Below are 24,304 nucleotides of genomic sequence, written 5' to 3'. Positions count from 1 at the left end.
ACCGGCCCTCCCGTCCGCACCGGCGTTGACACCCCCGCCCGGGGCCTGTGTAAATGGTCCATCCGCAGCAGCCGCCCGCACCCGGGGAGAAATTCGTGCGCGCACCGCAGTCCGTCCCCCGCCCCGGTCTCGACCGGCGGCGGCTGCTCGGCGCGCTGACCGGGCTGCCGCTGCTCGCCGGCGGGCTGGCCGGCTGCAGCCCGGAGGAGGAGACCCCGGTCGACGACGGCCCGATCGAGCTGTCGGTGTTCTGGTGGGGCGGGACCCGCCGGGCCGAGGCCACCGAGAAGGCGCTGCGCCTCTACTCCCAGCAGAATCCCCGGGTCAGCTTCCGGGTGACCTGGCAGGGGCTGACCGGCTACTACGACCGGCTGGCCACCCAGGCCACCGGTGGCAACGTGCCCGACCTGTTCCAGATCGACGACACCCTGCTCACCGAGTACGCCCGCCGACAGATCGTCCTCGACCTCAGCACCCACGTCGCCGACAACCGGCTCGACCTGCGCGGCCTGCCCGAGCATCTGGCCCGGTACGGGCAGGTGGACGAGCGGACCATGGCCGTGCCCGCCGCGCAGACCAGCGCCGCGCTGGTCTACAACCGCGACCTGCTGCGCCGGCTCCGGCTGCCCGAGCCGCACACCGGCATGTCCTGGCGGGACTACGCGCGGTGGGCCGCCCGGGTCACCCGCGTCTCCGGCAACCGGGTGGCCGGCACCATGGACCCGTCCGGCGACTACCGGGTGCTGTGGCTCTGGCTGCGCGGCCAGGGCAGCGAGCTGTACCAGGGGCGGCAGCTCGGCTTCAGCTCCGGTGAGCTGCTCGACTGGTTCGAGTTCTGGGAGGTCGCCCGGTACGACCGGGCCACCCCGAGCGCCGCCCTGGTGGAGCAGGCCGACAGCGGCGAACTGGCCCGGCAGCTCGTGGTCACCGGCCACGCGGCGGCGTCGTTCGCCTGGTCGCACCAGTTGCCGGAGCTGCAACGGCTGACCGACGACGAGCTGGGCCTGACCGCCTTCCCGGGCACCCCCGCGGCGCAGTGGCCCCGGGCGTCGATGTACTGGGCCGGCTTCCGCGGCAGCCGTCACCCGGACGTGGTGGTGGACGTGATCAACTTCCTGACCACCAACGTGGCGGCCGGCCGGATCCTCGGCATCGAGCGCGGCCTGAACGCCGCCGTCCCGGTCCGCACGTTCGTCGTCGACGGCGTCACCGACCGCAGCGAGAAGCGGGTGGTGGCCCTCGGCACCGAACTGGACGAGCTTTCCGGGCCCGCGCCCGCGCCGCCGCCGAAGGGGCACGCCAAGGTGCGTACCCTGCTCATCGACGCGGCCGAGAGCATCCGCGCCAAGCGCTCCGGCGCCCGGACGGCGACCTCGCGGTTCATGGCCCAGGCGGCCGCAGCCCTGGCCGAGTGACCGCCGCCCGCCGCGCTCCGGGCGCGGCGGGCGGACCGGTTCCCGTCAGCGCGGCGGGCCGCCGCGCCGGCCGCGCATGAGGCGCAGCACCAGCAGCACGATCACCACGACCACCACCAGGCAGCAGAGCAACCCGAGGAAGCCGAAGCCGCCCCGGGACCGCCGCCGGGCGGCCTCCACCACCAGCTCGCCCGTACCCGTGGAGGCCCAGGCCGCGACCGGCACGAACACCGAGAGCACGACCGCACCGAGGACCGCGCTGAGGCGGCCCCACCATCTGTTCCAACCAGACATGCCCCCATCCTCGCCGAGAAGCGCAACCGGGGCAGGACGGACAGGCGGGATCACCCTCGCCCGGAGACGGCGAAAGGCCCCGGAGTTCCCTCCGGGGCCTTTCGTGACAGTAGCGGGGACAGGATTTGAACCTGCGACCTCTGGGTTATGAGCCCAGCGAGCTACCGAGCTGCTCCACCCCGCGTCGGCTCGTACAGCCTATCTCATGTCCGCCGTGGAGATCAGCCGGGTTCCCCGAACCGCTGGGGTGGCGGGCGTCACGCGCGCCGCCGGCACGACGAAGGGCCCCGGAGTTGGAACTCCGGGGCCCTTCGTGACGAGTAGCGGGGACAGGATTTGAACCTGCGACCTCTGGGTTATGAGCCCAGCGAGCTACCGAGCTGCTCCACCCCGCGTCGGTTCGTCCACCGTAGCGCACCGACCCCAGGGGGCGCAAAACGGGCCGTCAGGCCAGCCACCGCCGGACCGCCTCGATCGCCCGGCGGCTGTCCGCGTCGAACTGGACCCGCTCCGTGGAGGTGCTCTCCCAGCCCTGTTCCCACAAGACGGTGACCACGTCGCCCGAGCGGATCGCGCGGACCAGGTGGACCTCGTCGCCGCCGGTCGGGTCGCCGTTCGCATCCCGGTACGGCGCCCGGAGCTCGAACAGCACCGACTCGTCGCCGTAGCCGGTGTCGGGCAGCAGCCGCTGGCGCAGCGTCACCCCGGGCGCGTCCGGGGCCGCCTGCGCGGGGCAGTCCGTCACGGCCTGCCGCAGCTCGCGCAGCGCGTCGTCGGCGAGGCCGGCCCGGTAGACCGCGACGCTGTGCCGGTAGCTGCCCGCCGGCACCTCCTCGGCCGGCGCACCCGCCCGCCGGAACGGCAGCGTCCGGGCTCGGCGCGCGACGACCTGGGCCTCGCCCGGCGCGGCGCCACAGAGGACCGGCAGCACCGGCCCGGGGCCGAACTGGTTGCCGGTGCCCGCGTCGTTGGCGGCGGGCAGGGCGAAGAAGGCCGGTCCGGGATGGCGGTCGGGGTGGTGGCGGTCGGCCGGGCCCGGCTCCGGGACAGCCAGGACTTCACGGTGCCGGCCGGGACGCGGGCCTCCCGGGGCGATCTCCTCCACCGACAGGTCGAACAGGTAGTGCAGGGCGAGGGCCTGCCGGTGCCGGGCCGGCAACTGCCGCAGCGCCCCGACCAGCAGCACGGTGTCCTCGCCGGGCGGCCCGACCTCGCGGGGCGGGCCGGTGCGGCTGGCCGCGAGCCGCCAGCCGCGCAGCCGCCGCCAGCGGTCGGTGGCCAGCCGGTACGCCTCCTGGACGAGGTCCTGGGCCTCACCGGCGTCGTCCGCCACCGCGCGGCCGTACCGGAGCGCCCGCCCCGACGTGCTGCCGTAGAAGTCGTCGAAGCTGTTCACGTCGCGCATCTGGACTCCCGCCTCCCGCACGCCCACCTGCTCTGATGACGGTGGAAGCGGGCACGGGGTTGCGGGTGTTCCGACCGGTTTGCGCCGCGAGCCCGTGGTCGGCGACCGCTACGGGTCGCGGACCACGGGCTCGCGTGGTGGTCGGCTGGGCGTCAGCCGTTCGGTGTCGGTGAGGCCGAGGCGGGCGGGGAGGCCGGCGGCGACGCCGAGGGGCTGCCGCTGGCGCCCGGGCCGGGCGACGGGTTGGCCGCCGCCTGCGCCTGCTGGAACGCGGCCATGGCCTCGTCCAGCGCCTTGAGCGCCCGCCCGTACCGCTCGAAGTCTCCGGACGCCTGGGCGGCCTTGACCTCGGCGATGGCGCTCTGCACCTTGCCGGCCGCCTCGGCCAGCTCACCGGTGAGCACCGGCGGGGTGGTGCCGCCGGTGGTCGGCGGGTTGTCGCCGGTGCTCGGCGGCGGGTTGCCCGAAGCTCCCCGTTTGCCCTGCTCGACGAGCTGCTTGATGCCGTCGCTCAGGTTGTTGGCCAGCACCACGTACGAGCCGCCGTCCCCGTAGGAGAGCAGCACCTTCTGCAGCAGCGGATAGGCGTCCTGGTTGCTGCTCTTCACGTAGACCGGCTCGACGTAGAGCATGCCGTCGGCGAAGGGCAGCGAGAGCAGGTTGCCGTACTGCACCTGTGCCTGGTTGGAGGAGAGCAGGTTGAGCTGCTGCCGGATGTCGCCGTTGTTGGTCATCTGCTGGTGCACCTGGGCCGGACCGGAGATCCGGGTCTGGTCCGGCAGCTCCAGCACCTCCAGCCGGGGCCGGCCGTCGACGTACGACCCGGAGACCAGCGCGGCCAGGTTCTGCCGCCCGTTCGGGGTGACCGCCGCGGTGAGCTGGAAGCGCGGCGACTCCTGCCCCGGGAACTGGGTGAACAGGTAGTAGGGCGGCTGCTTCTGCCCGCTGTCCGGCGCGTCCGGCACGTTCGGCACCTGCCAGAAGTCCTGGCCGGAGTAGAAGTCGCCCGGGTCGGTGACGTGGAACTTGGTGAGCAGGTTGCGCTGCACCTTGAACAGGTCGGCCGGGTAGCGGAAGTGCTCGGCCAGCTCCGGCGGGATGTCGCCCTTGGGCAGCACCAGTTCGCCGCCGAACGCCTTGTTCCACGCCTTGAGCACCGGGTCGGTGTCGTCGAAGTTGTAGAGCTTGACCGTGCCGTCGTACGCGTCGACGGTCGCCTTCACCGAGTTGCGGATGTAGTTGACGTTCTCCCGGGCGAGCTGGAAGGTACCCCGCCCGGTCAGCTCGTCGGCCGTCTCGGCCTGCAGGTTGACCCGCTCGGCGTAGGGATAGGTCGCCGCCGTGGTGTAGCCGTCGATGATCCAGAGGACGCGACCGTTCACCACCGCCGGGTACGGGTCGCCGTCCAGGGTGAGGAACGGCGCGACCTTCTCCACCCGGTCCCGCGGGTTGCGCACGTAGAGCAGCTTCGAGTCGTCGTTGACCGCCTCGGAGAGGAGGAAGTTCGACTCCTGCTCCTTGATCGAGTAGAGCAGCCGCCGGCCGAACGAGCCGATCTCGACGCCGCCCTCGCCGGTGTAGGTGTAGTACTGCTCGCCGCCCGTGGAGGTCGGCCGGTCGAACTCGACGTTGCGCTCGCCGGTCTGCCCGACGATCGCGTAGTCGTCGGGCTCCATCCGCTCGCCGTAGTAGATCCGCGGCTGCTGGGCCGGGATCTGCTCGGTCTGCGAGGAGCACGCCTCCTGGGTCTTCTCGCCGAGGAAGCCGGAGACGAAGTACGGCTGGCCGCCGCAGACCACCTGGTTGGCCGGCGCGCCGACCAGCCCGTATCCGTGGGTGAAGACGGTGTGCCGGTTGATCCAGTTGTTCTGGGTCAGCTCGCCGTAGTTGATCTCGCGGACGCCGACCACGTAGTCGGAGGTCTTGCCGCCGACGGCGTACCGGTCGATGTCCAGCTTCGGGCCGAAGTCGTAGAAGCCGCGGACCTGCTGGAGCTGCGTGTACGTCTCGGAGACGAGCTGCGGGTCGAGGAGCCGGACGTTCTGCACCACCGAGGTGTCGGTGGCCAGGCTGGCCGGCGGGATGAGGTTGTTCGCCGCGTACCCGGTGTTCTTGGTGTCGGTCAGCCCGAAGGCGGCCCTGGTCGCCTCGATGCTCCGCTCGATGTACGGCGCCTCCTTGTCCCGGGCGCTCGGCTTGACCTCGAAGGTCTGCACGGCCCACGGGTAGATGCCGCCGATCGCCACCGCCGAGACGCCGAGCAGGGCGAGCGCGATGCCGGGCCAGACGAGGTTCCGCATCCACGCGTTGGAGAACACGATGATCGCGATGGCCACCACCACGGCGATCCAGGCGAGGATCTCCTTCGCCGGGAGCAGCGCGTTGATGTCGGCGTAGCCGGCGCCGTAGAGCTTGGCGCCCTCGTTGTACTCCAGCAGCATGGCTCGCTGGTCCAGCACGTAGGCGATGGACTTGAGCAGCACGAAGACGGCGACCAGCGAGCTCAGGTGGGCCCGCGCCGCGTTGGTCATCCGGTCCCCGACGCCCTGCAGCCGCACGCCGCCGAAGATGTAGTGCACGGCCAGCGCGCCGAGCAGGGCGAGCACCACCGCGGTGAAGCCGACGCCGAGCAGGTAGCGCCAGAACGGCAGCTGGAAGACGTAGAAGCCGACGTCGACGCCGAACTCCGGATCCTTCACGCCGAAGCTGCCGCCGTTGCGGAACAGCAGCCACTGGCTCCACCGGCTCTGCGCGGAGAGGCCGGCGAAGAGCCCGATGACCGCGGAGGCCAGGGCGATCCAGGTGCCGAGCCGGGGGCTCAGCAGCATCCGGTAGCGCTCCAGGGTGGCCTGCTCGGCGGAGTGCGGCCGCAGCTGCGGCCGCAGCCGGTAGGCCAGCCACAGGTTGCCGGCGATGATCACCGCCATGCCGAGCCCGATCACCAGGAACAGCAGCAGGCGGGTGGCGAGCACGCCGGTGAAGACCTGCGTGTAGCGGACCTCGTCGAACCAGAGCCAGTCGGTCCACGCGTTGACCCCCCACCCGAGCAGGGTGAAGAGCACGAACACCCCGATCAGGACCCCGATGGTGACGCGTCCGCGCCGGCTCATCCTCGGCAGGGGGCTGCTACGCATGACCACTGTTGGCTCCGCACGCTCGATGTGATCGGCTCCGACCAGGCACCCAGAGTACGGGGTCTTCCTGAATGCGTCGGGTCAAGGTCACGTCACGATCGCCCGGCGGCCCCGCGGGCCGGCTCAGCAGCGGGTCGGCTGCCCTCCGGCGCGCAGCTTCTCGAGTGCCGTCAACGCGTCGTCCAGCGTCGCCACCCGGAGCAACGGCAGGTCGGGCTGCGGGTTGCGGACCGCCTCGGCGCAGTTGTCGGCGGGCACCAGGAAGACCTTCGCCCCGGCCTCCTTGGCGCCGACCAGCTTCTGCGCGATGCCGCCGATCGGGCCGACCCGGCCCTCGTCGTCGATGGTGCCGGTGCCGGCGATGACCTTCCCGCCGGTCAGGTCGGCCGGCTCCAGCTTGTCGACGATGCCCAGGGCGAACATCAGCCCGGCGCTGGGGCCGCCGATGTCACCGAGATCGATCTTGAGGGTGAACGGGTGCGGCTGCTGCTGGTCGATCTCGATGCCGATGCGCGGCCGGCCGTCCTGCTCGCGACTGGTCACCGTGGCGGTGGCCGGCGCACCGGCCCGGGTGTAGCCGATCTTCAGCTCGGTGCCGGCCGGCTTGGCCCGGACCAGCTCGGTGAGCCGCGCCGCGCTGGTCACCGACTGGCCGTCAACCGAGGTGATCACGTCGTTGGGCTTGAGCACGTCGACCGACGGGCCGCCCGCGGTGACCGCCTTGACCAGCACCCGGATCGGATAGCCCAGCTCGCGCAGGGCCGCCGTCTCGGCGCTGGTCTGCGAGTTCTGGAAGTCCTCGGCGTTGCGCTGCTCGACCTCCTCCTGCGACTCCCCCGGCGGGTAGACCAGCTCGCGCGGCACCACCGCCTCGTCCTTGGAGAACCAGCCGGCCAGCGCCGAACGCAGCCGGACGGTGGGCTGCACGCCCACCGTGGTCAGCCGGAGCTGCCCCGCGGAGGTGGACGTCGAGCGGCCGGTGACCTGGATGATCTCCTTGCCGTCCGCGCTGCCGAGGGTGTTGACGGTCGGGCCGGGACCGAGCACCACGTACGGGATCGGCACGCTCAGCACGCCGACGCTGAGCAGGGCGGTGAGCAGTGCGCCCAGGAGTACGGTCACGCCGCGACGTCTCATGCGCCAGAGCGTACCGATCCGGCCCGGAACGTCCGGCGCGGTGACCGCCGGACTTCGCCCTCAGCGCAACGCCGACGCGCACGACCTGCGGCGGGGCGCGCGTACCGTAGACGTCGTGCCTGATATTCCGTTCGGCTTCGCGCTCCCGGGTGGGCAACCACCAGACCCCAACGATCCCGCGCAGATGCAGCAGTTCATGTCGCAGTTGCAGCACCTGCTCTCCGCGCCGGGCAGCGGACCGGTCAACTGGGACCTCGCCCGGCAGGTGGCCGCGAGCCAGCTCGCCGCCGCCGGCGACCCGGCGGTCTCGCCGTTCGAACGCAACGCGGTGGAGGAGGCGCTGCGCATCGCCGACCTCTGGCTGGAGCCGGCCACCTCGTGGCCCTCCGGCATCCGGACCTCGGTGGCCTGGAACCGCAACGAGTGGATCTACAAGACCCTCGACGTGTGGCGCAAGCTCTGCGACCCGGTGGCCAGCCGGATGGTCGGCGCCATGGGCGACCTGGTGCCGCCGGAGGCGCGCGCCCAGCTCGGCCCGATGCAGTCGATGGTCGCCACGCTGGGCGGCGCGCTCTTCGGCGGCCAGCTCGGCCAGGCGCTGGGCTCGCTCGCCGCCGAGGTGCTCTCCGCCGGCGACATCGGCCTGCCACTCGGCCCCGCCGGCACCGCGGCGCTCATCCCGGCCAACATCCGGGCGTACGGCGAGGGCCTGGAGCTGCCCGAGGACGAGGTACGCCTCTACGTGGCCCTGCGTGAGGCCGCCCACCAGCGGCTCTTCCAGCACGTCCCGTGGCTGCGCGGGCACGTGCTCGCCGCGGTGGAGAACTACGCCGCCGGCATCCGGGTCAACCGGGAGGCGATCGAGGAGGCGATGGGCCGGGTCGACCCGACCGACCCGGAGTCGATGCAGGCGATCGCCCTGGAGGGCATCTTCACGCCCGAGGACACCCCGGCGCAGAAGGCGTCGCTGGCCCGGCTGGAGACCGTGCTCGCCCTGGTCGAGGGCTGGGTGTGCCACGTGGTCGACAGCGCCGCGGGCGACCGGCTGCCCAACGTGGTGCGTCTGGGCGAGGCGTTCCGCCGCCGCCGGGCCGCCGGTGGTCCGGCCGAGCAGACCTTCGCCGCCCTGGTCGGCCTGGAGCTGCGGCCGCGCCGGCTGCGCGAGGCGGCCGTGCTCTGGTCGGCGCTCACCGAGCACCGCGGGATCGCCGGCCGGGACGCGGTCTGGGGCCACCCCGACCTGCTCCCCTCGGACGACGACTTCGCCAACCCGGAGGCGTTCGCCGCGACCACCAGCGACCTGGACGAGGAGCTGGCGAACTTCGACTTCACCGCGCCCGGCGCGCCGGAGGAGCAGGCCCCGGGCGAGGACGACGACAAGTCCTGACGCGGCACGCCGCCGGGGCCCGCACGAGCACTCGTGCGGGCCCCGGCGCATTCGACCAGCCTGCCCGCTGCCCCCGGCGCATCGGCCGGCGCCCGCCGTGCTCGGCGTGGGTCATCCGGACGGTCGAGGCTCGCGGGATCGCGCGTGTCAGCCGGGCTGGCCGGAGAGCAGCGCCCGGGTGGCCTCCCAGCCCTCGAAGGCCGGGTCGAGGGTGGCCAGGTCGGCCGGGCCGCGCAGCCGGCGCCAGCCGGCGGTGACCGCCACGTCCCCGGGGCGCGGGGCGGCGGCACGCACCTCGGCCGGCGCGGCGGTGTCCAGGTCCAGCGCCGGCAGCCACGCCGGTACGGGCAGCCGGGCGGCCACCCCGAGCAGTCCCGCCCCACTCCCCTCCACCGGGGCGACCGCCACCGGGCGGCTGGACAGCGGCCGGAGCAGCTTGCCGAGGGTGAGCCCCGGCACGTCGGGGGCGTCGGCGGCGACCACGGCCGCCTGGTCGTATCCGGTCAGCGTGGCGAACACCGCGCCGACGGTGGGCTCCGGCACCTCGTAGACGGCCGTGCCGGGCCAGACCACTGCGTCGGCCAGCCAACGGTCCTCCGGCGTCACCGCCACGGCGGTCTCGACCTCGTTGAGTGTGGCCAGCAGGTCCACCACGTCCTCGGCGAGCGCGCTACGCCACCGCCCGGGGTCGATCCCCGGCGGCGTCCAACCCACCCGACCGAGCAACGCCACCACCACACGTCGAGCCACCCGACGACCCTAACTCCCCGCCCACCGCCGCCCAGCCACCGCGCACCGAACGGCAACTCGCCACGACCCCCGACCCCCGACCGCAGTGGTCGATCATGAAGTTGGCAGCGACAAAGCGGGCGAACCGCACCGCTAACCTCATGATCAACGGGAGTCGGCGCAGGGCAGGCGGGCGGGGGACGCGCGGGGGTCGGTCAGTCCGTCAGGGGGATGCCGGAGGTGGCGGCTACGCCTTCCAGGTAGCCGCGGGCCCGTTCGGTCTTCGGGTAGCGGCCGACCAGGGCCCAGAACGCGGCGTTGTGGCTGGGCACGATGAGGTGCGCCAGCTCGTGCAGCAGCACGTAGTCGATCACCCAGTCGGGCATGTCCTGGATCCGGTGGGAGATCCGGATGGTGCGGTCGGCGGGGGTGCAGGAACCCCAGCGGCCGTTCTGGTTGGTCACCCAGCGGACGCTGGCCGGTGCGGCGGCCAGCCCGTGCTCGGGCAGGTAGAGGTTGATCAGTCGGGTGGCCCGGGCCAGCAGCTCGGCGTCGGAGCGGGCGAGCCGGCCCTCGCGGGCGGCGAGCCGGGCCAGCATCCGGTCGACCCACTCGCTCTCCTCGGCCCGGGAGAACTGGTCGGGGATGAGCACCACGACGCGCTCCCCGTCGCGGTACGCGGACACCGTGCGCCGCCGGCGCTGGCTGCGCCGTACTTCGACGACGGGCTTCCGCGTCCCGGCCATCACTGGTCCGCGCAGCCTCGGATGACTGTCACGAGGGAAAGCTAATGCGTACTGACCAGGGGTCCGCAAGAGTCAACACGACGACACGCGCCCGGAAAATGGCGGTTGGTCGTCAGGAGTCCTGAAAAAATTCTTTGCGGCGGCAGTTGACCATCACCTGTCAGCCCCTGTCAACGTTAAGTGATCTACGGACGGGCTGTAGCGCTGGGGGCCTCCCCCGAAGGGGGATCTGAGGGCATTCACCCGGCGTGTCCCCGCGAAACTGACTTATCCGATGTAACTCGGCATGCACACTCTTGCCGACGACTTCCTCACAGAGTCGACGCACAGCTGACATGGAACTGCCCAGACCTGGGTAGGGTCCGCCAACCAGCGGTCACGCGAGTGATCGCGGAGAACCCCCGGCGCCGGCGCCACCTGTGGCCCGCCGCAGGGAAACCCGCCGGAGGCGTCCGGCGGACGAGACGAGGAGGGCTACCGTGGCCGACCAGGCCCAGACCTACAACGGTTACTGCGTGAAGTGCAAGGAGAAGCGGGACTTCGAGGGGCGCGTGGAGGTCTCGAAGACCGGCATGAACATGGCCAAGGGCAAGTGCCCGGTGTGCGGCACAACAGTGAACCGCATCCTGGGCAAGGCCAAGGTCTGACCCGTCCGGGTCGCACGGGGGAGGGGTGGCCGACGGCCACCCCTCCCCCGTCGCATAGCTGACACCGGCTACCGACGGGTTGTGGACAACCCCGGTTTTCCTGTGGACAACGCTGGCCACAGCCCGGCGCACCTGTGGACAACGATCGACGGAGAGCGCGGACACGGTCACGATTCGTGGCGTGACCGACCCGATGCCCCTCGCCCGCCCCACGCTGCTACCCGGTCTCACCCGGCTCTGGCGGGACCGGCACACCCTCCAGCTCGGGCTGGAACCCGGCCGGGCCGTGCTGCTCGAGGTGGCCAGCCCGGGCGCCGCCCGCCTGCTCGACCTGCTGGACGGCACCCGGAGCGAGCGGGCCGTGCTGGCCGCCGCCACCGCCGCGCGGGTCCCACCCGACGAGGCCCGGGCGCTGCTCGACACGCTCCGGGCCGCCGATCTCGTCGTACCCGCGCAGAGCCTGCTCCCCCGCGACCTCACCGGGCCGGTCCGGGCCCGGCTCACCGGGGAGGCCGACGCCCTGGCCCTGGCGGCGGCCGACCTGCCCGGCACACCCGCCCGGCTGCTGCGCCGCCGTCGGGCGGCGCGGGTGCTGGTCACCGGGGCCGGGCGGCTCGGCGCGGCGGTCGCCGTCGCGCTGGCGCAGGCCGGCGTCGGGCACGTCGTACCCGAGCTGGCCGGCCCGGTCCGTCCGGGTGACCTGGTCGGGACCGGCCTCACCGGCGCGGAGCTCGGCCGGCCGCTGGCGCCGGCGGTCCGCGCGGCGCTGGCCCGGTGCGCGCCGGGCACGGCGACCGGGCCGCTCCGGCCGAGTCGGGCCGACCTGGTGGTCCAGCTCGGCGCGGACCGCCCGGCGGCCCTGCTCGCCGCCGGCTACGCGCGGCGCCGCCAGCCGCATCTCCTGGTCGACCTGCGCGGCGGCGTGCCGGTGGTCGGCCCGCTGGTCCGCCCGCCGGTGGGCCCCTGCCTGCACTGCCTCGACCTGCACCGGACCGACCGCGACCCGGACTGGCCGGCGCTCGCCGCCCAGCTCGCGGCCGACGACGGCGACCGGGCCTGCGCGGCCACCACCCGGCTCGCCGCGGCGGCCTACGCGGCGGCCGAGGCGTTGACCCAACTCGACGGAGGCACGCCCGAGACGCTCGGTTGCGCGGTCGACATTCCGGCGCCCGGCCGGTTCCGGCACCGCCGTTGGCCGCCGCACCCCTCCTGCGGGTGCTCCGGGCATCGCCCGATCCGGTCGGCCGCACCCGCTCCCGGCCGCACAGCAGCAACGGGCCCGTCGAGTCGGTAACAATGACCGGGTGACCGACATCCCGCGCCGGGCCGTGTCCCGGACCGCCAAGCTCGCCGCTCTGCCGCTCGGTTTCGCCGGTCGGACCGTCCTCGGCATGGGCAAGCGGGTCACCGGGCTCGCGTCCGACGTCATCTCCGCCGAGATCCAGCAGCGCACCGCCGAGCAGCTGTTCAGCGTGCTCGGGCAGCTCAAGGGCGGGGCGATGAAGTTCGGTCAGGCCCTGTCGGTCTTCGAGGCGGCGCTGCCGGAGGAGATCGCCGCCCCCTACCGGCAGGCGCTCACCAAGCTCCAGGAGGCCGCCCCGCCGCTGCCCGCGGCGACCGTGCACAAGGTGCTCGCCGAGCAGCTCGGGCCGGACTGGCGGGACCGGTTCGTGGAGTTCAACGACACCCCGGCCGCCGCGGCCAGCATCGGCCAGGTGCACCGCGCGGTCTGGCGCGACCCGGGATACGGGCCGAACGGCGGTCCGCGCCACCGGGACGTGGCCGTGAAGATCCAGTATCCGGGCGCCGGGGACGCGCTGCTCGCCGACCTGAAGCAGCTCTCCCGGCTGGGCGGCATGTTCCGCGCGATCCAGCCCGGGCTGGACGTCAAGCCGCTCCTGGTCGAGCTGCGCGAGCGGATCACCGAGGAGCTGGACTACGAGCTGGAGGCCGAGTCGCAGCGCGCCTTCGCCGCCGCGTACGCCGACGACCCGGACATCTACATCCCCGAGGTGCTCGACGCCGCGCCCCGGGTGCTGATCACCGAGTGGGTCGAGGGCACCCCGCTGTCCCAGATCATCCGGGAGGGCACCGAGGAGCAGCGCGACGAGGCCGGGCGGCTGATGGCCGAACTGCACCTCTCCGCGCCGATGCGGGCCGGGCTGCTGCACGCCGACCCGCACCCGGGCAACTTCCGGCTGCTCCCGGACGGCCGGCTCGGCGTGATCGACTTCGGCGCGGTGGCCCGGATGCCGGAGGGCACCCCCGAGCCGATCGGCCGGATCGCCGCGCTGGCGCTGCGCGGCGACGCGGACGCGGTGGTGGCCGGGCTGCGCGACGAGGGTTTCGTCAGCCCCACCGAGCCGATCGACGCCGAGGGGGTGCTGGACTTCCTCCGGCCGATGCTGGAGCCGATCGCCGCGGACGAGTTCCGGTTCACCCGGGCCTGGCTGCGCGGCGAGGCGGCCCGGCTGGCCAGCCCGCGCTCCCCGACGTACCAGCTCAGCCGGCAGCTCAACCTGCCGCCGTCGTACCTGATGATCCATCGGGTGACGCTGGGCTCGATCGGGGTGCTCTGCCAGTTGGAGGCGAAGGCGCCCTACCGGGCGATCCTGGAGCGCTGGCTGCCCGGCTTCGCCCCGGTGGCCTGACCGCACGCACGCCGAAGGGGCGGCGACCATCCGGTCACCGCCCCTTCCGTGGTGTTTGGATCTAGAGAACGCCCAGGTCGCGAGCCGACTGGCTGCGGCTACGCATGGCGACGGTACGGGCGGAACGGGTTGCCTCAGTGCTCGTGGTGGTGCCGGCCTGAGGCCGGCGCATTCGAGCCCGGGACAACGCTTCGTGGAGTAGTTGCATCTCGGTTCCATTCGGCAGGTGCAGCATCGGTTTCGGCTTTCTCGCGGCCGGTGAGGTCACCGGCGGGGACGTTGGAACGGGGTTGTGTCAGGCTGCCAGCCGGACGGAGCTACGCGACTCGGACAGCCCACTGGCCGCCAGTCGCGCCTCCGCCTCGACCCGAAGCTGGGCGTCACGGGCGAGGTCCTCCTTGCGCGGACGGCCACGGGGCCGCTTGCGCGGGACGACCGCGCCACGCTCGAAGATCTCGCCGCCCCAGACGCCCCAGGGCTCGGCCCGCTCCACCGCGCCGGCGAGGCACTCGACGCGCAGCGGGCAGTCCCCGCAGAGCGACTTGGCCAGCTCGAGCTCGGCAGGCGAGTCGGAGAACCACAGGTCGGGGTCGAACTTCCGGCAGGGCAGGTTCGCCTCCACCTCGACGCTCACGTCGAGCGGGGCCAACGCCAGACTCATCCTCCGGTCACCTCTCTCTCACTTCGATCTCGTGGATCGCATTTCCGACGTACTTCGGCAAAAAACTGAGGCCGCGGATCCCGGTATGCGGGTTCCGCGGCCTCGAGGTGAGCCGGTGGTCTGGATCAGACCGGTCTACCTCGAGGTGGAACGCCGCGGACATCCGTGCGCTTCTTGACGTCACCGATGCCCATGCCCGTGAAGCCACTGGTCCCCTCGATCTCCGCCAGCGGCGCGACGGTCAGGTTCAGCTCGGCCTGAACCTGGACCTGGTGCACCTGCGGAGTCGACGGTCGAGCGGCAAGGGCCACCCGGACGGACGACAGCGGAGCGCAGGCAGCTGGCATCGCCGCCGGACGCTCATAGGTGAAGATCTCCACGGGTGCCACCTCCCTCAACGTTCCTCGTGCCGACCATGGACTCGTCCCCCGTGAGCAGCCAGAATGGCGCCGCTCGCGAGGTGTGTCCTGAGGCTATTCCTCGCCTCGGGGCGAGGGCAAACGATTTACGGCTAGATTTCGAAACTTTTCTGCGGGCAGACCTCGTCCACCCCCGCACCGGCCACGAGGGCCAGCACCGTATCCCCGTAAAGTCCTAGTTTGCGGGGGCCGATTCCGGCGATCGCGATCAGCTCCTCGGTGCGGCCGGGCCGCCGCTCGGCCAGCGCGGTGAGCGTGGCGTCGGTGAAGACCACGTACGCCGGCACCTTCTGCGCCCCGGCCACCCGCTGCCGCCACTCGCGCAGCCGCTCGTACAGCTCCTCGTCCAGATCGGACGGACAGGTCGGACAGCGGCCCAGCTTCCGGTCCGCCCCGGCGAGCAGGGTGGCGCCGCAGATCCGGCAGGAGACCACCTGGGCGCGCCGCCGCTCGGTGCGCCGGGCCGTGCCCGCGCCGGCCCGCTCGCCGCCGCCGGAGCGGTCGAGCTGGGGCAGGAACCGGGACGGCCGCCGGGCCCGGCCACCGGGCGAGCGGGCCGCCGCGTACGACAGCCAGAGCCACTCCCGCGCCCGGGTGATCCCGACGTAGAGCAGCCGCCGCTCCTCCTCGACCTGCTCCGGCGTCTTCGCGTACGTGGTGGGCAGGGTGCCCTCGGCCAGCCCGACCAGGAAGACGGCGTCCCACTCCAGGCCCTTGGCGGAGTGCAGCGAGGCGAGCGTCACCCCCTCCACGGTGGGCACGTGCTGCTGTGCGGCCCGGCGGGCCAGTTCCTCGTTGAAGGCGCTCAGGGTGACGAGGCGCTCGATCGCCACGGCCTCGCCGATCGGCACCACCTCGGGCGTGGCCGCGTACTCCTCGGCGAGCTGGACCAGGGCGGCGAGCGCCTCCCACCGCTCGCGCGCGGCACCGCCCGCCGGGGGCGCGTCCGGGGCCCAGCCCACCGCGCCGAGCCCTTCCACCACGGCGGCCGGCAGCGGGGTCTCCCCCGGGATGGACCGGGTGGCGGCCCGCAACGCCACCATGGCCTGGCGGACCTCGGGCCGCTCGAAGAAGCGCTCCGCCCCCTGCACGACATACGGCACCTCGGCCTCGGTGAGCGCCTTCTCGTACGCCTCGGACTGCGCGTTGGTGCGGAACAGCACCGCGATCTCCCGGGCCGGGGTGCCGCCGTCGATCAACGCCCGGCAGCGGGCGGCGACCGCGTTGGCCTCGGCCGGCTCGTCGGTGAAGATCCGCAGCTCGGGTTCCGGGCCGGGCGGGCGCTGGCCGTGCAGCTCCAGCCGGAGCCGGGCCTCGGCGCCCCGGGCCTGGGAGATCACCGCGTTGGCCAGCCCGACCACCTGGGGGGTGGAGCGGTAGTCGCGGACCAGCCGGACCACCGTGGCGCCCCGGTGGCGGCGCGGGAAGTCGACCAGGTAGGAGGAGCTCGCCCCGGTGAACGAGTAGATCGTCTGGCTGGCGTCGCCGACCACGGTGAGGTCGTCCCGGCCGCCGAGCCAGGCGTCCAGGAGCCGCTGCTGGAGCGGGTTGACGTCCTGGTACTCGTCGACCACGAAGTGCCGGTACTGGCCGCGGACCTGCTCGGCGACGTCGGCGTGCTCCTCGATCCCCCAGACCGCGGCGCGCAGCATGTCCTCGAAGTCGATCACCCCGTTGCCGCGCTTGAGCCGCTCGTACGCGGCGAAGACCTCGGCCACCTTCGTCGGCTCGTACGGGGTCTCGCGCAGCGCCTTGGCCGCGGCCACCACGTATTCACCCGGCTCGACCAGCGACGACTTGGCCCACTCGATCTCCCCGGCCAGGTCGCGGGCGGCGGCCCGGTCGGCCCGCAGGCCCACCTTGGCGGCGGCCAGGGTGACCACCCGCACCTTGCTGTCCAGCAGCTCCGGCATGGCCCGCCCCTCCAGCAGCCGGGGCGCGAAGTAGCGGACCTGGCGCAGCGCCGCCGCGTGGAAGGTGCGGGCCTGGACGCCGCCCACGCCCAGCGCGGTGAGCCGGGCCCGCATCTCGGCGGCGGCGCGGGCCGTGAAGGTGACCGCCAGCACGTGGCGGGCGGAGATGTCGCCGGTGAGGGCGCGGTGGGCGATCCGGGAGGTCACCGCCCGGGTCTTGCCGGTCCCGGCGCCGGCCAGGATGCAGACCGGGCCGGCCGGGGCGGTCACCGCGGACCGCTGCTCCGGGTCGAGGCCGGCCAGCACCCGTTCCGCCGCTGAGTGAACCACCACAGCCAGGAATCATTCCAGCCGCCGGCGATGTTGCAGCGATTAGCCTGGCCTGATCGGGCCGGGCGCGAGGCACACCGTTGGAGGACCTGACCATGTTGACGATGTATTCCACCTCGTGGTGCGGCTACTGCCACCGGCTGAAGTCGCAGCTCGACCGGGAGGGCATCGCGTACGAGGTGGTCGACATCGAGCAGGACACGAAGGCCGCGGAGTTCGTGATGGGCGTCAACGGCGGTAACCAGACCGTCCCGACGCTGCGGTTCGACGACGGCAGCGCCCTGACCAACCCCTCGATCACCCAGGTCAAGCAGCACCTGGCCAGCCTCCCCGGCTGACCCGACCACACCCTGCCACGAGCGGCCGCCCCCACGGGGCGGTCGCTCGTCGCGTCTCACGGCGCCGCGCCCGGGCGGGTCGCGGCGAGCACCTCCTGGTCGAGCGGGCGGCGGGGGGACGGGACGTGGACCAGGACGGGCCGGGGCGCGGTGAGCCGGCGGCCGCGCCAGAGGTAGAGGCCGGCGCCGGTGGTGGTCGCCCCGACCACGGCGAAGAGCAGGCGGTAGTCGAAGATGCCGACGAGCAGCGCGCCGGCCCCGATGGAGACCGCCTGCGGGCCGCTGACCAGCGCCTTCGCGGCGGCGGCGACCCGGCCCAGCAGCCCCGGCGGGGTCCGCCGCTGGATCAGCGTGTTCAGCCCCACCATGGTCAGCGGCAGGGAGACCCCGGCCAGCAGCAGTGCCACCACACCGAGCCAGAGCCGGGGGTACGCGAGCGCCAGCGCGGCCGGCCCGAAGAAGGTCACCCCGGCGGCGAGCGCGCCCACCTCGCCGGCCCGGCGCACCACGGCGGCCGAGAAGAGCCCGCCGACCAGCCCGCCGACGCCCTGCACGGTGACCAGCACGCCGACGAACGCGGCGTCCCGGCCCAGCCCCAGGTCGACGTACGCGAAGATCAGTGACTCGGTGAGGCCCATCAGGAGCGAGCCCAGCCCGTACCCGAGCAGGGCCCGGCGCAGCGCGGGGTCGCCGGCCAGGTGCCGCAGCCCGGCGCCCAGTCCGTCCGGCCAGCGGCGCGCGGACCGGGCCGGCGTGCTCTCGGTGACCCGGAGCAGGCCGACCACCGCCGCGGCGGTGAGGAAGCCGGTCATGGCCAGGGCGACCAGCAGCCAGCCGCCGACCGCCGCGTAGAGCCCGGCCCCGGCCAGCGGGCCGACCAGCCGCAACCCCTGCCGGACGGTCTGCAGCACCCCGTTGGCGTCGGCCAGCAGCGCGCCCGGCACCAGGTGCCGGATCAGCCCGCTGAGCACCGCGCTCAACGTGATGTACGACAGCCCGTAGAGCGCCGCCACCACGTAGATCACCCAGACGTCGGCGCGGTCGTGGACCGCGAGGAGCGGGCAGAGGAGCACGGCCGTGCCGAGGTTGGCGGCCACGAAGAAGGGCCGCCGGCGGCACCGGTCGACCACCCAGCCGACCAGCGGGGCCAGCGCCATGGGCGCGATGACGGCGAAGATGGTCGCTCCGGCCATGCCGTCCGACCCGGTCAGGTCCTTGACCCAGACGGCGAGGGCCAGCAGCAGGATCGACTCGGCCGCCATGCTCGCCAGCAGCGCGACGAAGAGCAGGCGGAAGTCGGGGCGGCGCAGGACGGTGCGCATCGGTCCCTCCCCTTTGTCGCGTGACACGCCCCCGCCGGAACCTCCGACACCGGCCCCGCCGTCCATACTGACCGTGGGGGGCGAATTTCATACAGTTACCGTCGCGTCCCGCGACGGTCGACGGAAAAGAGGACACCGTGCCTCCTGCCGCACCAGGTCCGATCCTGCGCCGTCGCAGGCTCGGCACCGAGCTGCGCCGCCTGCGCGAGCAGGCCGGCCTCACCGGCGACCAGGTCATCGAGCGGATCGGCTGGGCCTCCGCGTCCAAGCTGTCCCGGCTGGAGAACGGCCGCAGCCGCCCCGACCCGGACGACGTCGGCGTCCTGCTGACCCTCTACGGTGCCGAGGACGAGCTGCGCGAGGAGCTGCTGGGGATCACCCAGGAGGCCGGCGACATGCGCGGCTGGCTGCGCAACTTCCCGGTGATGACCCAGCAGCAGCGCGGCTTCGCCGAGCTGGAGGCGGGCTGCGCGGAGATCTCCGAGTACAACCCGGTGCTGGTGCCGGGGCTGCTGCAGACCCCCGGATACGCCCGGCACCGGATCATGTCCGCGGCCCAGGTGGCCGAGGAGGCGGGCGACCAGGAGACCGAGGACCCGGAGACCGAGGTACGCGCCCGGCAGGCCCGCCAGTCGCTGCTGACCCGCTCCCCCGACGCGCCGCGCTACACCGCGGTGCTGGAGGAGGCGGCGCTCGGCCGTCGGGCCGGCCCGCCCGGGGTGCTGCACGAGCAGATCGTCCACCTCTGCGAGCTGGCCATGCTGCCGAACGTCACGCTGCGCCTGCTGCTGCGGGACACCCGGGTGGCCGACTGGTACCTCCCGCCGACCGCCTTCTCGGTCTACCGGTTCGCCGATCCGCTCGATCCGGAGACGCTGGCCATCGAAGGTGGCTTCACCGACGTCATGTCGACCGAGGCAAACACCCTAAATCGCTATAAAGTGGTTTTCGAGTGGCTAAGCTCGGCGGCGCTCTCCGCATCGGACACCCTCTCCTGGCTGATCGAGGCGACGGGACGGCTGACCGGCGCGGCAGTCGAGTCCACAGTGGCGTTCGGGCCGGCAACGGCGCCGACCCAGCGCCGCCGCGACTCGGGGCGCCTGACGACGGATCGGTGATCCACGGGGCCGTCCGGCCTGCGGCGTCACTCGTCCCCATCGGAGCACTCCAGATCAGGAGCAGAACCATGAACGAGATCCGCAACAGCTCGTCCGAGCAGTTCGCCGGCGCCGCCTGGCGCAAGAGCACCCGCAGCCAGACCTCCAACTGCGTGGAGGTCGCGCCGCTGCGTAACGGGCCCGCGGAGGTGGCGCTGCGGGACAGCAAGGACCCGCGCGGGCCGGTGCTGCTCTTCAACCGGGCCGGCTGGCTCGGCTTCATCGCCGGCGCGAAGAACGGCCAGTTCGACCTGAACTGATCCGGCGAGCTCCCGGGGGCCGTCGGCAGGCTGCCGGCGGCCCCTTTCGCGTCCACCCCCGACGACCGTGCTGAGCTGGGTTCACCCGATCGGTCGACGCCCCGGACGATAGGCGAGTTTCACTTGCTGTGACCGCGCGTGGGCGTAACATGACGCAAGAGTGACGTGGAAGTTGCAGCCTGCATCCGTCCGTCCGCACCGGGGGACACCATGCGGTTCCTGATCGTCCGCACCGAGATCCGTGCCGCCGCCGACACCGACATCGCCGCCGCCTGGGCCGGCGGAGGTCGGCTGCGGGACGAGACCAGCGCGCCGGAACCGCGCCGCCAGGTCGTCCACGCCGAGGACCGGGACGCCGCCCTGCTGCTCGCCCGGGCGCTGTCCACCGTGGGGGCCGTCCGGGCCGGCCGGCACCGGGTCAAGGTGCTGCCGATCGAGGACCTGGATCCGACTCACCCCTACCACTGGGGCGGCAGTTGACCCACTGACGTCCGTCGTGGCCGGACCGGCTCCCCCGCCGCGTTCCACGCCTCACCCGGCCGCGACGGCCCGTGTTCCCGGCCCGAGACCGCCGCGGCAACGACGGTCCGGGCCGGGACCACGCCCGGGCCCGTGTTCCCGCCGGTCTGCAGACCGCCGCGGCAACGACGGTCCGGGCCGGGACCGCGCCCAGGCCCGTGTTCCCGTGGCAGCGACGGCGCGGCCATGGTGCGAGCGGTCAGCAGTGGCCGTCGAGCCAGCGGTGGACCAGGAAGAGGGCGATCGACGAGGGTGGCGGGAGGAGCAGGCGGTCGCCGCCCTCCACCCGGATCGGCTGGCCGGCCAGCGCCGCGCCGATCTCCCGCCGGGTGAACCACCGGGCGTGGGCGATCTCCGCCGGGTCGACCCGGATCGGCGCGTCGGCGTCGGCGCGGGCCAGGAAGCCGAGCATCAGCGAGCCGGGGAACGGCCAGGACTGGCTGCCCGCGTACCCGATCTCCTCGACCGCGACGCCGACCTCCTCGCGGACCTCGCGCAGCACGGCGGCCTCGGCCGACTCGCCCGGCTCGACGTAACCGGCCAGGCAGGAGTAGCGGCGCTGCCCCGGGGTGCTCGGCCAGGTGGCGTTGTTGCCGAGCAGGCAGCGCCCGTCGGGGCCGTCCACGCCGTCGTGCACCAGCACGATCATCGCCGGGTCGGTACGCGGCCAGATCCGGCCGCCGCCCGGGTCGACGCGGGACCAGCCGGCCTCGTCCACCTGGGTCGGATGCCCGGTCGACGACGAGTAGCCGTGCCGGACGTGCCAGTTCAGCAGGGCGAGCGCCGTGGTGAAGATCCCGGCGTCGCGGTCGGCCAGCAGGTGGCCGACCTCGCGCAGGTTGACCCGGCGGGTGCCGGCCAGCTCGGGCAGCGGCCCGTCCACCGCGAAGACCGGCACGCCGTCCGGCTCGACGCCGAGGAACATCGGCACCGACCGGGGCACCTCGGGCAGCTCGCCGGGAGCGACCAGCACCAGTTCCGGCGGGGCCCCTTCGCCGCGGACCAGGGCGCGTCCCTCGTCGGCCGAGTCCAGCACCAGCACCCGGGCCTGCTCCCACGCCTCGGCGAGCCAACCCGGGTCGGTCCGCCGGTGCGCCGCCCGGTCGAGCGTGGACCGGGCCAGCGGTGGGGCGGTCTCGCCCGTCATGTGGACTCCGTGCGGACCGGGGTGAGCGTGGCGAGGGAGTCGGCCACCCGCTCGGCGTCGCCGAGCACCACGGTGACCGCCTGCGCCGGGGCGAGGTAGCGGGCCGCCGCCGCGGCCACGTCGTCCACGGTCGCCGCGGCCAGCCGGGCGGCGTGCTCGGCGAGGAAGTCCAGGCGCAGCCCGTTGCCGGCGTACGCGCTGGTCAGCGAGGCCAGCCCGGCCTGGGTGGACATGCCGAGCTGGAGCGTGCCGAGGGCGTACTGGCGGGCCTGCTCCAGCTCGTCCGGCTTCGGTGGCAGGGCGGCCAGCCGGCCCAGCTCGTACATGGTCTCCAGCAGGGCGGGCGCGGTCACCTCGGTGGCCACCTCGGCCGCGGCGACCAGCACCGACCCGGCCACCGAGTGCTCGACCAGCGAGTGCGGGCCGTAGGTGTAGCCCTTGTCCTCGCGGATGTTCTCCACCCAGCGGGAGGAGAAGTAGCCGCCGAAGACCAGGTTGGCCAGTTGCAGCGCGGCGTGGTCGGGGTGGGTACGCGGCACGGCGGGCAGCGCGATCCGCAGCGAGGACTGCACCGACCCGGGCCGGTCGACCAGCAGCAGGGGGCCGGGCTCCAGCGGCGGCGCGGGCGGCAGCTCGGCCGGCTGCCCGTCGCCCTTCCAGCCGGAGAGCGCCCGCTCGGCGGCGTCCAGCGCCCGCTCCGGCTGCACGTCGCCGACCAGCACCAGCACCGCGCCGGCCGGGTGCACCCGCTCGGCGTGCAACCGGCGCAGCACCGGCGGCTTCACCGCGCGCACCTGGTCGGGCTCGGGGGTCTGCACCGCGTACGGGTGGCGGCCGTAGATCCGCTTGAGCAGCGCGGTCCGGGCCAGGTGGGCGGGCTGACTCTGGGCCACCTGGATCCGGTCGACCAGCCGATCCCGCTCGGTCTCGACCCAGTCGGCCGGGTAGACGGCCCCGGTCAGCACGTCGGCGAGCAGCTCCAGCATCCGCTCCAGGCCGGTGACCAGGCCCGCCCCGGAGAGCATCAGCCGGTCCGGGTCGACGCCGGCGGAGAGCCCGCCGCCGACCTTCTGCAACTCCGCGGCGAGCTGGGTCGCGGTGTGCGTCTCCGTGCCGGAGAGCAGGGTCTGCGCGAGCATCCCGCTGCGGGCCAGGTGGGTACGCCCGAACGGCATCCAGAGCCGCAGCTCGACCAGCGGGATCGCGCTACGGCGTACCGCGATCACGGTGAGCCCGTTGCCGAGCGTGCGCTCGGCCTGCTTGGGCAGCTTGAGCCTGCGGTTGGGACCGAGCGCCGGCAGCGGCCGCGTACCGGTCTCCACGGTTGCACTCATCGGGCGCCTCCGGCGATGACCTCGATGGACGCGCGGCGCTCCGGCCGCAGGGTGGCGGCGGCGGCGCGGACCTGCTCGTCGGTCACCTCGCCGACCAGCCGGGGCAGCTCGTTGAGCAGGCCCGGCTCGCCGCGCTGCTGTTCCAGGACGGCCATCCGCAGCGCCCGGCCGAGCACCGCGTCGGTGTCCCGCAGCAGGTGGGTGGCCATGCGGGCCTGGGTCCGGGCCAGCTCCCCCTCGGTCAGCCCGTCGGTGGCCAGGCGGTCCAGTTCCTCGTCGACGGTGCGCAGCACCTTGTCCACGTCGCCGCCGGGCGGCAGGTGGGCCTGGAGCAGCAGCGCGGTGGGGTCACGCACGTCGAACGGGTCGCCCATGAAGCCGAGGTAGCCGCCGAGGCTGGTGACCGAGCGGTCTCGCTGGACCAGCCGTTCGACCAGCCGGGAGGCGTCGCCGTCGGTGAGCACCTCGGCCAGCACCACGTACGGCAGGTAGCCGGCGAAGTCGGTCACCGGGTCGGGCACCCGCCAGGCCCCGGCCACCGCCGGCAGCGGGGCCAGCTGGTCGGTGTACGAGGTGCGCCGCTCGGCGCTGAGGTCGGGCTCGGTGAAGTCGGGGCGCTCCGGGGCGGGCCGGGCCGGAACGTCGCCGAAGTGCCGCTCGATCAGGGCGGTCGCCTCGGCCACGTCGATGTCCCCGCTCACGGCGAGGACGGCGTTGCCGCTGGCGTAGTAGCGGCGGAAGAAGTCGGCCGCGTCGCCGACGGTGGCCGACTCCAGGTCGTCGAAGGAGCCGTAGCCGTCGTGCGCGTTGGGGAAGGTGTCGAACATGACCGGCGGCAGGGTGAGCCAGGGGAACCCGCCGTACGGCCGGTTGAGCACGTTGACCCGGATCTCCTCCTTGACCACGTCGACCTGGTTGCGCAGGTTCTCCTCGGTCAGCCGGGGGCCGCGCATCCGGTCGGCCTCCAGGAAGAGCGCCCGTTCCAGGGCGTTGCTGGGCAGAGTCTCGTAGTAGTCGGTGTAGTCCAGGTGGGTGGAGCCGTTGAAGGTGCCGCCGGCGCCCTGGACGTGCCGGAAGTGGGCCAGCTTCTCCAGGTTCTCCGAGCCCTGGAACATCAGGTGCTCGAAGAGGTGGGCGAAGCCGGTGCGCCCCTCCGGCTCGGAGCGGATGCCGACGTCGTAGACCACCGCCACCCCGATGACCGGGGCGCTGCGGTCGGGGGTGAGCACCACCCGCAGGCCGTTGCCGAGCGTGAACCGCTCGGCCGGGTATTTCGTCGCTGGAATTTTGGCTCTCCGCGTCGGCACGAGATCGACCCTAACGCGTCGGCAGCGCCCGCACCGGCGGTGTGCGCGGGCC

At 73.4% G+C, this 24,304-nt stretch carries 22 protein-coding genes, 2 tRNA genes and 1 pseudogene; 9 read left to right on the top strand and 16 right to left on the bottom strand.

From position 1 onward, the window contains the following. Positions 1–95: 95 nt before the first annotated feature. Positions 96–1,415 carry an extracellular solute-binding protein gene (locus ABZV78_RS04105; RefSeq protein WP_355635297.1) on the top strand — a complete coding sequence of 440 codons (1,320 nt, stop codon included), beginning with the start codon at positions 96–98 and terminating at the stop codon, positions 1,413–1,415. Between the two features lie 45 nt (positions 1,416–1,460). Here ABZV78_RS04105 and ABZV78_RS04100 read toward each other — a convergent pair whose 3' ends face one another. From ABZV78_RS04100 to ABZV78_RS04070, 7 genes and pseudogenes are all read right to left on the bottom strand, one after another. Continuing rightward, positions 1,461–1,709, bottom strand: coding sequence for a hypothetical protein (locus ABZV78_RS04100; protein WP_151465371.1), 249 nt, complete (start codon positions 1,707–1,709; stop codon positions 1,461–1,463). A 110-nt stretch (positions 1,710–1,819) separates the two neighbouring features. Then, positions 1,820–1,893 (bottom strand) — tRNA-Met (locus tag ABZV78_RS04095). A 137-nt stretch (positions 1,894–2,030) separates the two neighbouring features. Continuing rightward, positions 2,031–2,104: transfer RNA gene (locus ABZV78_RS04090), tRNA-Met, on the bottom strand. 50 nt (positions 2,105–2,154) lie between these two features. After that, entirely contained in the window at positions 2,155–2,454 is a 300-nt protein-coding gene (locus tag ABZV78_RS04085; protein WP_355635296.1) for a hypothetical protein, read from the bottom strand. A 284-nt stretch (positions 2,455–2,738) separates the two neighbouring features. Next, positions 2,739–3,114 (bottom strand): annotated as a pseudogene (locus ABZV78_RS04080) (sigma factor-like helix-turn-helix DNA-binding protein); the annotation flags it as partial. A 152-nt stretch (positions 3,115–3,266) separates the two neighbouring features. Continuing rightward, positions 3,267–6,248 carry a UPF0182 family protein gene (locus ABZV78_RS04075; protein ID WP_355635295.1) on the bottom strand — a complete coding sequence of 994 codons (2,982 nt, stop codon included), beginning with the start codon at positions 6,246–6,248 and terminating at the stop codon, positions 3,267–3,269. A 123-nt stretch (positions 6,249–6,371) separates the two neighbouring features. Continuing rightward, complete coding sequence (locus ABZV78_RS04070) at positions 6,372–7,385, bottom strand: PDZ domain-containing protein (RefSeq protein WP_355635294.1); 1,014 nt, start codon at positions 7,383–7,385, stop codon at positions 6,372–6,374. Between the two features lie 184 nt (positions 7,386–7,569). On the opposite strand from ABZV78_RS04070, the gene ABZV78_RS04065 reads away from it, so the two are divergent. Further along, complete coding sequence (locus tag ABZV78_RS04065) at positions 7,570–8,772, top strand: zinc-dependent metalloprotease (RefSeq protein ID WP_355635356.1); 1,203 nt, start codon at positions 7,570–7,572, stop codon at positions 8,770–8,772. Between the two features lie 147 nt (positions 8,773–8,919). On the opposite strand, the gene ABZV78_RS04060 is transcribed toward ABZV78_RS04065, so the two are convergent. Both ABZV78_RS04060 and ABZV78_RS04055 read right to left on the bottom strand, forming a co-directional pair. Further along, entirely contained in the window at positions 8,920–9,522 is a 603-nt protein-coding gene (locus ABZV78_RS04060; protein WP_355635293.1) for a hypothetical protein, read from the bottom strand. Positions 9,523–9,716: 194 nt separating this feature from the next. After that, a complete protein-coding gene (locus ABZV78_RS04055) occupies positions 9,717–10,247 on the bottom strand; it encodes a M48 family metallopeptidase (protein ID WP_355635292.1) in 531 nt (176 codons plus the stop codon). Positions 10,248–10,726: 479 nt separating this feature from the next. Here ABZV78_RS04055 and ABZV78_RS04050 point away from each other — a divergent pair, with 479 nt between their 5' ends. The 3 genes from ABZV78_RS04050 (at position 10,727) to ABZV78_RS04040 (ending at position 13,545) form a co-directional block, all read left to right on the top strand. Further along, the gene (locus tag ABZV78_RS04050) at positions 10,727–10,894 is read left to right on the top strand and encodes a DUF5679 domain-containing protein (RefSeq protein ID WP_012014940.1); all 168 of its coding nucleotides are present in this window, start codon (positions 10,727–10,729) and stop codon (positions 10,892–10,894) included. 193 nt (positions 10,895–11,087) lie between these two features. After that, positions 11,088–12,188, top strand: coding sequence for a TOMM precursor leader peptide-binding protein (locus tag ABZV78_RS04045; protein WP_355635355.1), 1,101 nt, complete (start codon positions 11,088–11,090; stop codon positions 12,186–12,188). A 10-nt stretch (positions 12,189–12,198) separates the two neighbouring features. Then, positions 12,199–13,545, top strand: coding sequence for an AarF/ABC1/UbiB kinase family protein (locus ABZV78_RS04040; RefSeq protein WP_355635291.1), 1,347 nt, complete (start codon positions 12,199–12,201; stop codon positions 13,543–13,545). Between the two features lie 295 nt (positions 13,546–13,840). On the opposite strand, the gene ABZV78_RS04035 is transcribed toward ABZV78_RS04040, so the two are convergent. From ABZV78_RS04035 to ABZV78_RS04025, 3 genes are all read right to left on the bottom strand, one after another. Continuing rightward, entirely contained in the window at positions 13,841–14,206 is a 366-nt protein-coding gene (locus ABZV78_RS04035; RefSeq protein ID WP_091262418.1) for a WhiB family transcriptional regulator, read from the bottom strand. 125 nt (positions 14,207–14,331) lie between these two features. Then, the gene (locus ABZV78_RS04030) at positions 14,332–14,586 is read right to left on the bottom strand and encodes a hypothetical protein (RefSeq protein WP_355635290.1); all 255 of its coding nucleotides are present in this window, start codon (positions 14,584–14,586) and stop codon (positions 14,332–14,334) included. A 131-nt stretch (positions 14,587–14,717) separates the two neighbouring features. Then, positions 14,718–16,871 carry an ATP-dependent DNA helicase UvrD2 gene (locus ABZV78_RS04025; RefSeq protein ID WP_355635289.1) on the bottom strand — a complete coding sequence of 718 codons (2,154 nt, stop codon included), beginning with the start codon at positions 16,869–16,871 and terminating at the stop codon, positions 14,718–14,720. 92 nt (positions 16,872–16,963) lie between these two features. Between ABZV78_RS04025 and ABZV78_RS04020 the strand changes: the two genes are divergently transcribed. After that, a complete protein-coding gene (locus ABZV78_RS04020; protein WP_212832488.1) occupies positions 16,964–17,206 on the top strand; it encodes a mycoredoxin in 243 nt (80 codons plus the stop codon). 56 nt (positions 17,207–17,262) lie between these two features. Here ABZV78_RS04020 and ABZV78_RS04015 read toward each other — a convergent pair whose 3' ends face one another. Then, a complete protein-coding gene (locus tag ABZV78_RS04015; RefSeq protein WP_355635288.1) occupies positions 17,263–18,528 on the bottom strand; it encodes an MFS transporter in 1,266 nt (421 codons plus the stop codon). Positions 18,529–18,665: 137 nt separating this feature from the next. Between ABZV78_RS04015 and ABZV78_RS04010 the strand changes: the two genes are divergently transcribed. The 3 genes from ABZV78_RS04010 to ABZV78_RS04000 all read left to right on the top strand — a co-directional run bounded on the left by ABZV78_RS04010 (position 18,666) and on the right by ABZV78_RS04000 (position 20,425). Then, positions 18,666–19,646 carry a helix-turn-helix transcriptional regulator gene (locus tag ABZV78_RS04010; protein ID WP_355635287.1) on the top strand — a complete coding sequence of 327 codons (981 nt, stop codon included), beginning with the start codon at positions 18,666–18,668 and terminating at the stop codon, positions 19,644–19,646. 68 nt (positions 19,647–19,714) lie between these two features. Continuing rightward, positions 19,715–19,945, top strand: a complete 231-nt coding sequence (locus ABZV78_RS04005) for a DUF397 domain-containing protein (RefSeq protein ID WP_355635286.1) — start codon at positions 19,715–19,717, stop codon at positions 19,943–19,945. Positions 19,946–20,155: 210 nt separating this feature from the next. Then, positions 20,156–20,425 carry a hypothetical protein gene (locus ABZV78_RS04000; RefSeq protein WP_355635285.1) on the top strand — a complete coding sequence of 90 codons (270 nt, stop codon included), beginning with the start codon at positions 20,156–20,158 and terminating at the stop codon, positions 20,423–20,425. A 238-nt stretch (positions 20,426–20,663) separates the two neighbouring features. Here the strand turns inward: ABZV78_RS04000 and nudC are convergent, their stop codons facing one another. The 3 genes from nudC to ABZV78_RS03985 are packed head-to-tail and all read right to left on the bottom strand — an operon-like array spanning position 20,664 to position 24,252. Further along, positions 20,664–21,611, bottom strand: coding sequence for an NAD(+) diphosphatase (nudC, locus tag ABZV78_RS03995; RefSeq protein ID WP_355635284.1), 948 nt, complete (start codon positions 21,609–21,611; stop codon positions 20,664–20,666). Then, positions 21,608–22,945 (bottom strand): pitrilysin family protein, encoded by a 1,338-nt coding sequence (locus ABZV78_RS03990; protein ID WP_355635283.1) that lies wholly within the window; start codon positions 22,943–22,945, stop codon positions 21,608–21,610. Before ABZV78_RS03990 ends, nudC begins: the two co-directional genes overlap by 4 nt. After that, the gene (locus ABZV78_RS03985) at positions 22,942–24,252 is read right to left on the bottom strand and encodes a pitrilysin family protein (protein ID WP_355635282.1); all 1,311 of its coding nucleotides are present in this window, start codon (positions 24,250–24,252) and stop codon (positions 22,942–22,944) included. The genes ABZV78_RS03990 and ABZV78_RS03985 overlap by 4 nt, the downstream gene beginning before the upstream one ends. Positions 24,253–24,304 lie beyond the last annotated feature (52 nt).

The sequence above is a fragment of the Micromonospora sp. NPDC004540 genome (genome assembly GCF_040610095.1).
In the GTDB taxonomy this organism is placed as follows: domain Bacteria; phylum Actinomycetota; class Actinomycetes; order Mycobacteriales; family Micromonosporaceae; genus Micromonospora.
This window is presented reverse-complemented; position numbering and strand designations above follow the sequence as displayed.

Excerpts from the sequence above, each read along its gene's own strand:
- ABZV78_RS04045 (WP_355635355.1), top strand. The coding sequence starts at position 11,088 with ATGCCCCTCGCCCGCCCCACGCTGCTACCCGGTCTCACCCGGCTCTGG.
- ABZV78_RS04020 (WP_212832488.1), top strand. The coding sequence starts at position 16,964 with ATGTTGACGATGTATTCCACCTCGTGGTGCGGCTACTGCCACCGGCTG.
- ABZV78_RS04070 (WP_355635294.1), bottom strand. The coding sequence starts at position 7,385 with ATGAGACGTCGCGGCGTGACCGTACTCCTGGGCGCACTGCTCACCGCC.
- ABZV78_RS03990 (WP_355635283.1), bottom strand. The coding sequence starts at position 22,945 with ATGAGTGCAACCGTGGAGACCGGTACGCGGCCGCTGCCGGCGCTCGGT.
- ABZV78_RS04015 (WP_355635288.1), bottom strand. The coding sequence starts at position 18,528 with ATGCGCACCGTCCTGCGCCGCCCCGACTTCCGCCTGCTCTTCGTCGCG.
- ABZV78_RS04035 (WP_091262418.1), bottom strand. The coding sequence starts at position 14,206 with ATGAGTCTGGCGTTGGCCCCGCTCGACGTGAGCGTCGAGGTGGAGGCG.
- ABZV78_RS04000 (WP_355635285.1), top strand. The coding sequence starts at position 20,156 with ATGCGGTTCCTGATCGTCCGCACCGAGATCCGTGCCGCCGCCGACACC.
- ABZV78_RS04065 (WP_355635356.1), top strand. The coding sequence starts at position 7,570 with ATGCAGCAGTTCATGTCGCAGTTGCAGCACCTGCTCTCCGCGCCGGGC.
- ABZV78_RS04005 (WP_355635286.1), top strand. The coding sequence starts at position 19,715 with ATGAACGAGATCCGCAACAGCTCGTCCGAGCAGTTCGCCGGCGCCGCC.
- nudC (WP_355635284.1), bottom strand. The coding sequence starts at position 21,611 with ATGACGGGCGAGACCGCCCCACCGCTGGCCCGGTCCACGCTCGACCGG.
- ABZV78_RS04075 (WP_355635295.1), bottom strand. The coding sequence starts at position 6,248 with ATGCGTAGCAGCCCCCTGCCGAGGATGAGCCGGCGCGGACGCGTCACC.
- ABZV78_RS04055 (WP_355635292.1), bottom strand. The coding sequence starts at position 10,247 with ATGGCCGGGACGCGGAAGCCCGTCGTCGAAGTACGGCGCAGCCAGCGC.
- ABZV78_RS04100 (WP_151465371.1), bottom strand. The coding sequence starts at position 1,709 with ATGTCTGGTTGGAACAGATGGTGGGGCCGCCTCAGCGCGGTCCTCGGT.